General features: G+C 70.9%; 8 protein-coding genes. All 8 read right to left on the reverse strand.

What is annotated here, in order from left to right; all coding sequences use genetic code 11:
* Positions 1-226: 226 nt before the first annotated feature.
* Positions 227-2,941 (reverse strand): pyruvate, phosphate dikinase, encoded by a 2,715-nt coding sequence (gene ppdK / locus B6G06_RS08115; RefSeq protein WP_081171842.1) that lies wholly within the window; start codon positions 2,939-2,941, stop codon positions 227-229.
* Positions 2,942-3,077: 136 nt separating this feature from the next.
* Positions 3,078-4,154 (reverse strand): putative glycoside hydrolase, encoded by a 1,077-nt coding sequence (locus tag B6G06_RS08120; protein ID WP_081171843.1) that lies wholly within the window; start codon positions 4,152-4,154, stop codon positions 3,078-3,080.
* The gene (pelF, locus tag B6G06_RS08125) at positions 4,151-5,866 is read right to left on the reverse strand and encodes a GT4 family glycosyltransferase PelF (RefSeq protein ID WP_081171844.1); all 1,716 of its coding nucleotides are present in this window, start codon (positions 5,864-5,866) and stop codon (positions 4,151-4,153) included. Before pelF ends, B6G06_RS08120 begins: the two co-directional genes overlap by 4 nt.
* Positions 5,860-7,308 (reverse strand): hypothetical protein, encoded by a 1,449-nt coding sequence (locus tag B6G06_RS08130; RefSeq protein WP_240494045.1) that lies wholly within the window; start codon positions 7,306-7,308, stop codon positions 5,860-5,862. Before B6G06_RS08130 ends, pelF begins: the two co-directional genes overlap by 7 nt.
* A gap of 293 nt (positions 7,309-7,601) precedes the next feature.
* Entirely contained in the window at positions 7,602-8,360 is a 759-nt protein-coding gene (locus B6G06_RS10550; protein ID WP_240494046.1) for an MFS transporter, read from the reverse strand.
* A 20-nt stretch (positions 8,361-8,380) separates the two neighbouring features.
* A complete protein-coding gene (locus tag B6G06_RS10555) occupies positions 8,381-9,211 on the reverse strand; it encodes an MFS transporter (RefSeq protein ID WP_240494047.1) in 831 nt (276 codons plus the stop codon).
* A 497-nt stretch (positions 9,212-9,708) separates the two neighbouring features.
* Complete coding sequence (locus tag B6G06_RS08140; RefSeq protein ID WP_081171845.1) at positions 9,709-12,261, reverse strand: ATP-dependent Clp protease ATP-binding subunit; 2,553 nt, start codon at positions 12,259-12,261, stop codon at positions 9,709-9,711.
* A 293-nt stretch (positions 12,262-12,554) separates the two neighbouring features.
* Positions 12,555-13,454 (reverse strand): ABC transporter ATP-binding protein, encoded by a 900-nt coding sequence (locus tag B6G06_RS08145; RefSeq protein WP_081172285.1) that lies wholly within the window; start codon positions 13,452-13,454, stop codon positions 12,555-12,557.

Genomic DNA, 13,454 nt, shown 5'->3' on the forward strand with positions numbered 1-13,454 from the left:
GGCGAGAAGCGCGGGCCGATGCAGCGGGCCAGGGCGAGCATGGTCCTGCCGGTGGCCGGGGACGTCCTCGATGAGCGGGTGCCCGCCGGTGAGGAAGGTGGCGACGGCAATGCGCACCGCATCTGAGATGCCCCGGGATGCGTGATGGTGCCCACCGCCCCATGAGGGGGCGGTGGGCACCATCACCGGTGGCCTGCGCAGGGCCGTGGATGGGTGTGGCGCGGCCCTACTGCCGGGCCGGCTCCGGGGCGAGGACGGCGGCGCGACCGGCCTCGAGGCGCGCCACGGGGACGCGGAACGGGGAGCAGGACACGTAGTCGATGCCCACGGAGTGGAAGAAGGCGATGGAATCGGGGTCTCCGCCGTGCTCGCCGCACACGCCCATCTTCATGCCGGGCTTGGTCGAACGGCCGCCCTCGACGCCCAGGCGGACCATGGCGCCCACGCCGTCGACGTCGATGGACTCGAACGGGGAGGTGCCGAAGATCGCCTCGTCGATGTAGTGGCCCACGAAGGAGGTCTCGACGTCGTCGCGGGAGAAGCCCCAGGTGGTCTGGGTCAGGTCATTGGTGCCGAAGGAGAAGAAGTCGGCCTCCTCCGCCACGTGGGAACTGGTGACGGCGGCGCGGGGCAGCTCGATCATGCAGCCGATCGGGAAGGAGAGGTCGTAGCCGGACTCGGCGCCGACCTCGGCCAGGACGGCCTCGGCGCGCTCGCGGGCGATCTGGAGCTCCCGGATGGAGCCGATGAGCGGGATCATGATCTCGGGGCGCGGGTCTCCCCCGGCGCGCAGGCGCTCGACGGCGGCCTCGGCGATGGCGCGCACCTGGAGCTCGATGAGTCCGGGCATGGTCAGCAGGAGGCGGGCACCGCGCAGGCCGAGCATGGGGTTCGCCTCGTGGCTCTTGCGCACCACGGCCAGGAGGGACTCATCCGCGGGGTCGAGGACCCCCTTCTCCCGGTCGACGGCCACCTTGACGCTGAGCTCGGTGAGGTCGGGGAGGAACTCGTGCAGGGGAGGGTCGATGAGGCGCACGGTCATGGGCTTGCCGTTCATCGTGGTCATCATCTGCGCGAAGTCGTCCTTCTGCAGGGGCAGGAGGACGGCGAGGGCCGCCTCGCGCTCGGCGTCGGTGGAGGCCAGGATGAGGTTCTGGACGAACTTCTTGCGCTCGCCGAGGAACATGTGCTCGGTGCGGCACAGGCCCACTCCCTCGGCGCCGCGGTGGATGGCGTGGCGGGCGTCGTCGGGGGTGTCGGCGTTGGCACGCACCGCCAGGCGCCGGACCTTGTCCGCATGGCGCATGAGGCGGTCGACGCTGGTGATGAGCTCGCGGTTATCAATGTCGCCGGCGCTGTCCAGGGCGGTCTCCAGACCGCGGCGCAGGTAGGTCATGACGGGCGAGTCGGCCACCTCCACCGAGCCGAGGAAGACCTCGCCGGTGGTGCCGTCGATGGCGATGATGTCCTCGCTGGTGAGAAGCTCGTCGCGTCCGGCGACCCGCACAGTCTTGGCTGCGGCGTCGACCTCGAGGGCCTCGGCGCCGCACACGCAGGTCTTGCCCATGCCGCGGGCGACGACGGCGGCATGGGAGGTCTTGCCGCCGCGCGCGGTGAGCACGCCGGAGGCGGCCACCATGCCGGGCAGGTCGTCGGGGTTGGTCTCACGGCGCACGAGGATGACGGATTCGCCGGCCTCGGCGCGGGCGATGGCCTCGGCGTTGTCGAAGGCGATGAAGCCGACGGCGGCGCCGGGCGAGGCGGGCATGGCCTTGGTGAGCAGGTCCCGCTCCCCCGTGGTGGAGAACTGCGGGAACATGAGCTGGGTGAGCTGGTCCCCGGTGACGCGGGTGAGGGCCTCATCGGTGGTGATGAGCCTTTCGTCGACGAGCTGCGTGGCCACGCGGAAGGCCGCGGCGGCGGTGCGCTTGCCCACGCGGGTCTGGAGGAGCCAGAGCTTGCCGCGCTCGATGGTGAACTCGATGTCGCACAGGTCGCGGTAGTGGGTCTCGAGCTTGCGCATGGCCGCGCGCAGGTCCTTGTAGGACTCCGGGTCGAGGGATTCCAGGTCCGCCAGGGACAGGGTGTTGCGGATGCCGGCGACGACGTCCTCGCCCTGGGCGTTGACGAGGTAGTCCCCGTAGACGCCGGAGCGGCCGGTGGAGGGGTCGCGGGTGAAGCAGACGCCGGTGCCGGAGGTCTGTCCCATGTTGCCGAAGACCATCGTGCACACGTTGACGGCCGTGCCCAGGTCGTGGGGGATCTTCTCGCGGCGCCGGTAGATGTGGGCGCGCTCGGTGTTCCAGGAGCGGAAGACGGCCTCGGTGGCCATGTCGAGCTGGCCGCGGGGGTCCTGGGGGAAGTCGATGCCGGCCTGCTCGCGCACGATGGCCTTGTACTCCTCGACGAGCTCGGTGAGGGCGTCGACGTCGAGCTCGTAGTCGAGGGCGACGCCGCGCGAGGCCTTCTTGGCGTCGAGGGCGCCGGAGAAGTGCTCGCCATCGATGTCCAGGACGGTCTTGCCGAACATCTGGATGAGGCGGCGGTAGGAGTCCCAGGCGAAGCGCGCGTCCCCGCTGACCTCGGCGAGCCCCTCGACGGAGGAGTCGTTGAGGCCGATGTTGAGGACGGTCTCCATCATGCCGGGCATGGAGAACTTGGCACCGCTGCGCACGGAGACGAGCAACGGGTCCTCGGGGGCGCCGAGCTCGCGACCGAGCTCCTCCTCGACCTCGCGCAGGGCGGTGGTCACCTGGACAGCGAGCTCATCGGGGACGGCGCCGTCGGCGAGGTAGGCACGGCAGGCGTCGGTGGTGATCGTGAAGCCGGGGGGAACGGGCAGGCCGAGACGGGTCATCTCGGCGAGGTTCGCGCCCTTGCCGCCCAGGAGGTCCTTCTGATCCTTGTCTCCCTCACTGAAGCGGTACACGTACTTGGGCATCCTCGCCCCTTTCAGTCGTCAGTCGCGCGGCATCGCGCTGGTCAGGTCGTCCCACTCTAATGTGACTTCAGTCCCAGGTTCAAACCGCGGTGATTCGGCGGAGGCGCCCCGAGGGACCCATGGCGCTCGGACGGCCTCAGGGCCGCAGGGCGATGAGCCCGGACCTCGGACCCAGGAGCGCGCGCCGGGGCAGGGGCGCGCCGTCGGGCCCGCCCCGGGGGCCCGGCTCCACGAGGCCGGCAGGCAGTCGGGGGCGGGCGCCGCGGGCGCCGTCGAGATTGACGATGGCGACGCCCCGTTCGAAATCGCGCCGCCACAGGCGGCCCCGGTGCCGGGGCGGCCCCAGGGGCGCTCCGAGGTCGGCGTCGAGGGCGGGGAGCCAGGCCAAGCGCGAGTAGTCGTCGTGGCCGGTGGAGGCGAAGGCGCCGCGCCCGCCGCCCAGCACCCAGAAGGCGGCCAGCCCGTAGAGGGCCCGGGGCGATCCCGCGCCCCCGCTGGGGGCGCGCACGATCGTCAGGCCGGGGGCGGTGAGCTCATGGGCCTGGGCGAGCGCATCGGGGGCATCGAGAAAAGAGTCGTCGCCCCAGCCGAGCCAGCACTCGTCGAATCCCCCGCCCCAGGCGCTGTGGCGCTCCCAGCGGCCGGGCTCGCGGCGGGCCTCGGCGATATTGGGGACGAGGATCCGGCCGATGCCCGCCAGGGCGGCGCCGGCCTCGTCCACCAGCATCCCGAGGGACTCGCGCAACGCGGCGGGATCGTCAGCGCCCTCGATGGGCAGGCCGAGGCCGTAGTAGTCGTCGAAGACGTCGTTGTCGGCCATAACGCCGTCGAAGGCGGTGGGGGCGATCCTCTCGCGCACGCGCTCGGCCCAGGCGCACCGGTAGTCAGGGTCCCAGACGGTGGTCTGGAAGTGCCCCGGATAACCATCCCATTCGATGAGGGAGCCGTCGCGGCGCCGGGCGTGCCAGCCGTGGCGGGCGGCCTCGGCGTGGGCTATCCCGGAGGCGAGGCGCTCGGGCGGCTCGAAGTCCCTCGTCGAGGACAGGCACTGGTAGGCCAGGACCGTCATGTGGGGCGCGAGCTCCTTGAGGCGCGCGGCGGCGGCCGTCTCCCAGGGCTGGAGGATGGCGGCCCGGTAGTGCCGGGCCGCCTCCTCCACATCCGCAGCCTTGAGGGGGCCGCCGTAGCGGATCCAGGCGCCGACGCCGGTCATGCGCCCCCTGCCAGCGGCCCGGCGGCCCTCGCGGAAGCGGCGCGGCGCTGACTCGCGAGATCGTTGTAGATCCGGTTGTAGGTGGCGTTGACCAGGCCCAGGTTGAAGGCGGTCTCGACGCGGCGCCGGGCCGCGCGGCACATGTCCTCGTACAGACCGGGGTTGGAGATGACCTGGTGGATGCGGTCGGCGAGCAGGGCGGGATCACCGGGGGTGAGCATGAGCCCGCACGGACCGATGAACCCGCCGTCGTCGGCCTTGATCGGGTCCTCCACCACCGAGCGCAGGGCGCCGACGTCGGAGGAGACGGTCGGGATCCCGGCGCCCATCGTCTCCAGGGAGACCACGGGCAGGCCCTCGTTGTAGCTCGGCAGGACGAACAGGTCGAACTCGTCGAGCAGCTCCCGCACACGCACGGTGCCGCGGATGGTGATGACGTCATGGAGGCCCAGCTCGGCGATGCGGGCCGCGCAGCGCTCGTAGTACTCGGGCACGTGCTCGGTGGGCCCGCAGACGTCGAGGTGGATGCGCATGCCGCGCTCGCGCATGATCTCGACGGCCTCGATGAGGTCGAGCAGCCCCTTGATCGGCACGATCCTCGCGATGTAGACGAGCCTCCACAGGTGGCGGTCGCCCTCGGCGTGGATGCGCCCGATCGCCTCACGGCGGGCGGTCCACGGGGTGTCGAACTCCTCGACGTCGAGCCCGTTGGGCAGGACGACGGACTTGTCCGGGATTCCGCCGAGGTCCTGGGCCTCCTCGATGGCGCGGGGATAGAGGTAGGTCATGAGGTCGGCCTGGGGGTAGCACAGGCGGCCCATCTCGATCCACCAGGCCATCCACATGCGTTCGCGCGCGGTGACGTCGAAGTCCCGGTAGTCGCTCAGGCGCACCGGCAGGTCCATGCGCCGCTCCAGGAGCGTGTTGACGGTGTCGCGCACGTAGAGGTTGTGCTCGGTGAGCAGGAAGGAGGCCCCGTGCTGGCGGGCGGCGGCCGCCGCCAGCAGGGAGGCGTAGCCGGTGGTGTGGGCGTGGTAGACGGCGGCGCGGGGCACGGGGTCGGCCAGGACGGCGTGCGCCAGGGAGAAGAAGTCGCGCAGGCACCAGAAGAGCTCGGACAGGGGCATGCCCAGGTCCGGCATCATCTCGCGGAAGGCCTCCATGAACTCCTGGGTGCCCAGCAGCGCCCACAGGGGGTAGCGGCGGGTGGCGGGGCTCATGCCCTCATCGATGAGCCGCCAGACCTCCTCGCCGTCGCCTGTGGCGGCCAGCTCGATGAGCGCGCCGAGGAGGCGACGCGACAGGGCGCGCCGCTGGGCGCGGCTCATGTGCAGGTCCCGGGGGCGGGCGGCCAGGAAGTCGTCGCGGTGCTCGGCCATCGACAGGTAGAGCACCCTCACCCAGGCCACATTGGACGGCATCCCGTACAGGTCCGTGTGCGGGGCCTCGGAGTCCCAGGCGATGTGGATGATCCCGAAGGTCTTGTCCGGGTTGCCGGAGATGATGTCATGGACAACCGCCGAGACCCCGCCCTTGAGGTAGGGGTAGGTGGACTCCATGACGATGGCGACATCAACGTCCTCGTAGCGGCCGTCGGCCGGGACGCCGTCGGGCCGGGATGCGGCGGGGGCCTGCGGCGCGAGCGGGACGGGGGCCTGCGGGGCGCGCTCGTCGAGCGCCTCCACAGCGGTATCGAGCGCGAGACTCACCATGACAGTGCCTTTCCCCAGAAGAATGCGTATTCGGGCGCGCTCCAGCGCCGGTGGTAGATGAGGGCGCCGATGACGCTCAGGCCCATCGCGGCCAGGGCGATGGGGCCGTAGGCGCCCGCGCCGTCGAAGGCCGCGAAGGAGGCGGCGATGAGGACGACGGCGATCCCTGACAGGGCCAGGGCCGCCCGGGAGCCGCCGGCATGGTCGATCTCATAGGCGAGGAGGGTGAGGACGGCCAGGAGGAGGCTGGCGGCGCTGATGGTCGTCACCGTGGCGATGTCGCCGGGGGCGAGGATCGCGGTCAGGGCGACGACGACGAGCGTCGCGGCGCTGCCCACCGAGGCCATGCGCGCCAAGGACCAGGTGACCATGCGCCGCAGCGCGGATCCCCGCCGGTGCAGGGCGCTCATGGGCTCGTTCTCCAGGGCGTCGCGGAAGCCGGTGAAAGCCTGGTTGATGCGCGGCGAGGCGACGGCGAAGTAGTAGGAGTAGGCCAGGACGGCGGGCTGGAGGCACAGGTAGACCAGCGAGACATCGAACTGCCGGCCCACGGCGACGAACAGGAGGAGCTTGTCGGCCCACAGCACGCCGCCCAGGATGAGCCCGCGCCCCATGTCGGCGATCACCGGGGCGACGGCGAAGCGCCGGGGGCGGGCCAGGGCGCGCAGGTCGGCGCCGATGGCGAGGACCTGGCTCAGCGCCCCGGCCAGCGGGGGCGCCAGCCACCAGCCGGGCGCGATGAGCAGCGCGATCGCGTAGGCGAGCCAGCCCAGCGCCCACAGGTGGCGGCGCGAGCCGAGGTCGGCCACGACGAGGGACTGCACGAACACGACGTGCGCCATGATGAGGGCGAAGTGGGCCACCAGGGCTCCTACGCCCCAGCCGGTGACGAGCCCGATGCAGGCGGTCACGGCGGTCGCCGGCACGATGGACAGGACGAGCAGAGCGGGCCAGATCTCGCAGTAGTGGCGCCTGACGGCGTCGGGCCCCTGGCCGATGGTGGAGCCGAGGAGGCGGTACACAGGGGTTCCCACCACCTGGCTGAGCCAGGGGACGGCCACCGAGGCGGACAGGATGAGGGTCTCGAGGCGGACACCCGCCACGGCGTGCGGGGCGAGGCGGTCGGCAACGAGTGGGAAGGCGCTGCCCAGGAGGATCGCCGGGGACATGACCAGGACCATGAGCCACAGCGATGATCCCCGATCACGGGGCCCGGTGGGACGACCGCCCCTGGCCGCGGCGGGCGGGGAGGTGAGCAGCGCGGCGGCCAGGAGGACCAGCGCCGCGATGAGGGCGATGGTGCTGGCGGCGGGCCAGCCGAGCAGCCAGAGGATGGAGGCGCCGAGCGCGAGCGGTATCACCAGTACGGTGAGGTCGACACGAGGGAGAGGACTGCGGCCCCCGCGCTGCGGCAGGTGGCGCTGTTCGTGTATGCGGCTCATTCTGTTGTGCTCTCACAGGGGGTCGTGAAGGCGTTTCGGGTTCGCCTCTGCGCTGATCAGGGACCAGGACCCTTCCACGATAACCGCGCCATACGCTCCACTTGAAATTACGTACGGCACTCAAAGCGATACGCAATAACTTTCAGGAAACGATCAGCGTTTTCCCAGGTCCGCGGAAGCGCTGGAATCAGGGCGCTATCCTCTCCCCCGGGCCGCCCGCGCCTGGGAGAAAGCCCGGCAACGCGCAACGCAGAAGCCGCTGCGATGTGCGCAAGACCATTTCCCCGAGTTCCTTAATTCGGGACGGGGTCGGACTCGCTCGGCGCGGGTCGGCTCCGCGCGCCCGAGGAGTCGGGGGAGGCGCTCTCGCGCTTACGGGCCTCATCGAGGGCCCTGAGGGCCTCGGTGGTGGCGCGCGTGGCGCGGTCGAGCCTGACCCGCGCCTTGTCCTCCCAGGCCTGAGCCACCTCGACCTCGGCCAGGGCCTCCTCGACGGTCGGCTCGGTGTCGACGAGGTGGGCCGGGGCGCGATCGCGAAGATCTCGGAGACATCGAGGTCGGGGTTCTCCTCCTGGGTCTCGACCAGCTCGGCGACCTCCTCCTGGCTGGCCACGGCCGGCATGGAGCCGGGCAGGGGGCGGCGGGCCGTCTCCTTGAGCCCGAAGATCGCCCCGAGGGCCGCCGCGGAGGTCCCCATCAGCCAGAAGGCGGGCGCCAGGGGGGCTGCCGGTGGAGGCCACGAGGGCCTCCAGGATGAAAGCGGCCGTGCCGCCGAAGAGGGCGACGGCGATGTTGTAGGCAATGCCCATGCCGCCGTAGCGGCAGCGGGTGGAGAAGATCGCGGGGAGGGAGGCGGCCAGGTTGCCGACGTAGGCCGTCGTCGGATAGGCCAGCAGACCCAGGCCGAACAGGATCGACCAGACCTCCTTGTGCTCCAGCAGCAGGAAGACGGGCACCGCCAGCACGATCGTGCTCACCGCCGCGGACAGGAGGACGGGCCGGCGGCCCACGTGATCCGACAGCCGGCCGCAGGCGGGCACGAGGAAGGCCACGAGGATGAGGATGGGCAGGGTCAGGAGGGGCCGTGCTCGGCGTCGAGGCCTAGGGTGGTGGTCAGGTAGGTCGGCATGTAGGAGGTGAGGGTGTAGCCCACGGTATTGGCACCGGCCACGAGGACGATCGCTACGCCCAGCTCCCGCCAGTAGGTCCGCACCATCTCCTTGAAGCCGAGGGGCCCCTCCTCCGGCTTCATGATCTCGGTCTCCACGGTCGCCAGGTCCGCGGGCTCCTCGTCCTCGGTCTCTGCCCGGGCGCCGCGGAAGGCGGGGGTGTCCTCGATGCGGGCCCTCAGGTAGAGGGCGATCGTGCCCATTGGCAGGGCGAGGAGGAAGGGGATGCGCCACCCCCAGGTGGCCATGAAGTCCCCGGGCAGGGTGAGCATGAGGACGGAGACGAAGCCCGCGCCCAGCGCATTGCCGATGTAGGAGCCCCAGTCGAGCATGGCGGCGTAGAAGCCGCGGCGCTTGTCGGGGGCGTACTCGGTGACGAAGGTCGTGGCGCCCGCGTACTCGCCACCGGTGGAGAAGCCCTGGACGAGCTTGAGGCAGATGAGCAGGATCGGCGCCCATACGCCCAGGACGCTGGCCGGCGGCAGGATGCCGATGCCGAAGGTCGCCAGCGCCATCATCATGAGGGTGAAGGCCAGGACCTCCTTGCGGCCCAGGCGGTCGCCGAGCTGGCCGAGGATGACGCCGCCCAGCGGCCGGGCGACGAAGGTGACGGCGAAGACCCCCAGTGAGAAGAGGTTCTGGGCCACGGGGGTGGCGTTGGGCAGGAAGGCCTGAACGAGCACGGCGACGTAGGCGAAGACGCCGACGTCGTACCACTCCATGATGTTGCCCACGACGGATCCGAGGATCGCCCTGCGCAGCGCCGATTCCTCGACGACGGTGACATCGTCGGCGCGCAGACGGCGCCTGCGGCGCAGGTAGGCGAGCCGGCGCTGCTCACGGCGCAGCCGCTCGGCGCGCCTCCGGTCGCCCTTCGCGCTGGCGCGGGATGCTCGTTCCTGAAGGCTCTTCTCGGTGGCAGGGACTTGTTATCCATCGACTTCCAATCGTCGTCTGGCACGGTCGGCAGACGCGCAGGACCAGCGGCCCGACCAGCCGGGTCGGGCGGAGAAGTGGGAGAGCCGGGCCGCGCCTGCCCGCGTCGCGGCGCGCAGGTCGCCGGAACGATCCAAGAGGCTATCATCCGGGCCGCGATGCCCCGTCGGGGCGACAGTCGCACCCGGTGGCTCCCCCGAACGGCGCCAGCGCGGGCCGGGAGAGAGGAGGAGCCCGTCAGATCGCCGTTTCCCCAGCGCCGACGGGCTCCTCGCGGGAGCATTCCCCTGGGGGATCAACCCACCTGGGGAGCCTCGGTGACCTCCGCTGAGCCCTGGCCCCCCTCGACGGCCCTCTCGGCGTCGGCGACGGCGGCCTCCTGCTCGGGGACGGCGGGAATGGCCTCGCCGCGGAAGGTGAACTCCCCGAGGATCCCCTCGCCCCGGGCGTCGACGATGACCCTCTGACCGCGCTCGATCTCGCCGAAGAGGATCTTCTCCGACAAGGCGTCCTCGATGTCGCGCTGGATGGCGCGACGCAGCGGGCGGGCGCCGAGGACCGGATCGAAACCTCGTTCGGCGAGCAGCTCCTTGGCGGCGTCGGTGAGTTCGATCGTCATGTCCTGCTCGCTCATGCGCTTGTCGAGGCGGGCGATCATGAGGTCGACGATCTCGCGCACCTCCGCCTTGGTCAGCTGCGGGAAGACGATGAGGTCGTCCACACGGTTGAGGAACTCGGGCCGGAACTGCTGCTTGAGCTCGCGGTTGACGTGGGCCTTCATCTCCTCGTAGTCCATGGCTCCGGACTCGGTGGACTGGAAGCCCGTGGCCACCGACTTGCCGATGTCCTTCGAACCGAGGTTGGTCGTCATGATGATGACGGTGTTCTTGAAGTCGACCTCCCGGCCCTGGGCGTCGGAGAGGTGCCCGTCCTCCAGGATCTGCAGGAGCGAGTTGAAGATGTCCGGGTGGGCCTTCTCCACCTCGTCGAAGAGCACCACGGAAAAGGGGCGGCGGCGGACCTTCTCGGTGAGCTGGCCGCCCTCGTCGTAGCCGACGTAGCCGGGAGGGGCGCCGAAGAGGCGCGAAACGGTGTGCTTCTCGGCGAACTCGGACATGTCGAGCTGGATGAGGGCGTCCTCGTCGTCGAAGAGGAACTCCGCCAGGGCCTTGGCGAGCTCGGTCTTGCCCACGCCCGTGGGGCCGGCGAAGATGAACGAGCCGCCGGGGCGCTTGGGGTCCTTCAGGCCGGCGCGGGTGCGGCGAATGGACTTGGAGATCGCCTCGATGGCCTTGTTCTGGCCGATGATGCGCTTGTGGAGCTCGGCCTCCATGTTGAGCAGCTTGGAGGACTCCGCCTCGGTCAGCTTGACCACGGGGATGCCGGTGGACATGGCCAGGACCTCGGCGATGAGGTTCTCATCGACCTCCGCCACCTGATCCAAGTCCCCATCCTTCCAGGCCTTCTCCTTGGCGGTGCGCTCCTCGGCCAGTCGGCGCTCGTCATCGCGCAGGGCGGCGGCGCGCTCGAAGTCCTGGTCGTCGATCGCGGATTCCTTTTCGCGCTTGACCTCGGCGATCCTCTCATCGATGTCGCGCAGCTCCTGAGGAGCGGTCATGCGCCGGATGCGCAGGCGGGCACCGGCCTCATCGACCAGGTCGATGGCCTTGTCCGGCAGGAAGCGGTCATTGATGTAACGGTCGGCGAGCTTGGCGGCGGCCTCGATGGCATCGTCGGTGATGACGACGCGGTGGAAGGCCTCGTAGCGGTCGCGCAGCCCGGTGAGGATGCCGATGGTCTCCTCGATACTGGGCTGGTCCACGGTCACCGGCTGGAAGCGGCGCTCCAGGGCGGCGTCCTTCTCGATCTTGCGGTACTCCTCCAGCGTGGTGGCGCCGATGGTCTGAAGCTCGCCCCGGGCGAGCATGGGCTTGAGGATGGAGGCGGCGTCGACGGCCCCCTCGGCGGCGCCGGCGCCCACGAGCGTGTGGATCTCGTCGATGAACAGGACGATGTCCCCCCGGGTGCGCACCTCCTTGAGGACCTTCTTGAGGCGCTCCTCGAAATCGCCGCGGTAGCGCGAGCCCGCCACGAGGCTGCCCATGTCCAGGGAGTAGAGCTGCTTGTCGCGCAGGGTCTCAGGGACGTCGCCGTGGACGATGGCCTGGCTCAGGCCCTCGACGACGGCGGTCTTGCCCACGCCGGGCTCCCCGATGAGGACGGGGTTGTTCTTGGTGCGCCGGGAGAGGATCTGCATGACCCTCTCCATTTCCTTGTGACGGCCGATAACCGGGTCGAGCCTGCCCTCGCGAGCGGCCGCGGTGAGATTGCGGCCGAACTGGTCGAGGATGGCGCTGCCCGACGGCGTCCCCTCCTTGGAGGGGCCGCCGGCCGTGACGGCTTCCTTGCCCTCGTAGCCCGAGAGCATCTGCATGACGGTCTGGCGCACGGAGGACAGGTCCGCGCCGAGCTTGATGACGACCTGGGCGGCCGTGCCCTCGCCCTCGCGCAGCAGGCCGAGCAGGATGTGCTCGGTGCCGATGTAGTTGTGCCCCAGCTGCAGAGCCTCGCGCAGCGAGAGCTCGAGGACCTTCTTAGCGCGGGGGGTGAAGGGGATGTGGCCGCTGGGCGCCGCCTGCCCCTCGCCGATGACCTCGACGACCTGGGCGCGCACGGCGTCCAGGGAGATCTGCATCGACTCCAGGGCCTTGGCGGCCACACCCTCGCCCTCGTGGATGAGGCCGAGAAGGAGGTGCTCCGTGCCGATGTAGTTGTGGTTGAGCGCCCGCGCCTCGTCCTGGGCAAGGACGACGACGCGGCGGGCGCGATCGGTGAAGCGTTCGAACATCGCGGGTTATCTCCTCGGCACGCGCGGTCGGTTGGGGACGCCGGACAGCCGCGTGCGCTCAATGAGCGCGAGCGGGCCCAGCGCGGGCACGTGCTGCCAAGGCTAACGGCGGCGTATGGGGCCCATGCCCCTGTTCGCGGTAGGCGTGAGCCAGGATTAAGCCCGGCGGACTCATATCTCGCCGGGATGGGGCGCGCCATCGGTGCGCCGGGAAGAGCCGTCCGCGCCCACCGGTGCGTCCCGCCCGCACCAGTGGGCGCCGACCGCACCGGTCGGACGGGCCGCCGCCCCGCCTACCGCCCCAGCAGGGAGAGGATCCGCGCCTTGAGGTCCTGGTAGTCGGCGGAGGCGGGAGCGGCGGCCAGGAGGCGCGGCACCTCGAGATCGGCCACCACATGGGCGGGCCTCTCGGACAGGACAACGACGCGCTCGGCCAACCGCAGCGCCTCGTCGACATCGTGAGTGACGAGGATCGCGGTGAAGGCCTGGGAGGCCCACAGGCGGGAGAACTCGTCCTGGAGCCCCAGGCGGGTGAGCGCGTCGAGCTTGCCGAAGGGCTCGTCGAGGAGGAAGAGCCGGGGCCGGTTGACCAGAGCCCTGGCCAGGGCTGCGCGCTGGGCCATGCCGCCGGAGAGCGTCGAGGGATAGGCACCGGCGAAGTCGCGCAGCCCCACGATCTCCAGGGCGGCGTCGATCCGCCTCTGGTCGATGGCCAGGCGCCCCCGTGCCTGCGGCCCGAGGGCCGCATTGTCCCTCACGGTCCGCCACGGCAGGAGGGTGGCCTCCTGGAAGGCCATGGCCCGCTCGGGAGCCGGGCGGGTGACCCTCTCGCCATCGACGACGACGCTGCCGCGGGTGGGCGCCTCCAGGCCGGCGAGGAGCCGCAGGATGGTGGACTTGCCGCACCCGGACTGACCGACGACGGCGACGAACTGCCCGGACGGGATCGTCAGCGCCACGTCGTCGAGCACGTGGAGGGAGGACCCCTTGGCGGCCTCGGCCTCGTGGCGGGCGCGGGCCGCGGGCGAGACGCGGCGGATCGCCCAGGGGACCCAGCCCTGGTCGAGCTCGTGGTGGAGCGGGTAGCGGTGCGAGACGCCGTCGAGGACCACCTCGGCGCCGCGGGGGCGCTCAGGGCCGATCGCGGCCCCCGGGCCGGTCGCCGCGGGGGCGCTGGTCGTGTTCTCGGTCAT

Source organism: Actinomyces gaoshouyii (assembly GCF_002076915.1).
GTDB lineage: Bacteria > Actinomycetota > Actinomycetes > Actinomycetales > Actinomycetaceae > Actinomyces > Actinomyces gaoshouyii.

Bases quoted from the DNA above. Each gene is read 5' to 3' on its own strand.
- B6G06_RS08120 (WP_081171843.1), bottom strand. From the start codon at position 4,154: ATGACCGGCGTCGGCGCCTGGATCCGCTACGGCGGCCCCCTCAAGGCT.
- pelF (WP_081171844.1), bottom strand. From the start codon at position 5,866: ATGGTGAGTCTCGCGCTCGATACCGCTGTGGAGGCGCTCGACGAGCGC.
- ppdK (WP_081171842.1), bottom strand. From the start codon at position 2,941: ATGCCCAAGTACGTGTACCGCTTCAGTGAGGGAGACAAGGATCAGAAG.
- B6G06_RS08130 (WP_240494045.1), bottom strand. From the start codon at position 7,308: ATGAGCCGCATACACGAACAGCGCCACCTGCCGCAGCGCGGGGGCCGC.
- B6G06_RS08145 (WP_081172285.1), bottom strand. From the start codon at position 13,454: ATGACCGAGAACACGACCAGCGCCCCCGCGGCGACCGGCCCGGGGGCC.
- B6G06_RS08140 (WP_081171845.1), bottom strand. From the start codon at position 12,261: ATGTTCGAACGCTTCACCGATCGCGCCCGCCGCGTCGTCGTCCTTGCC.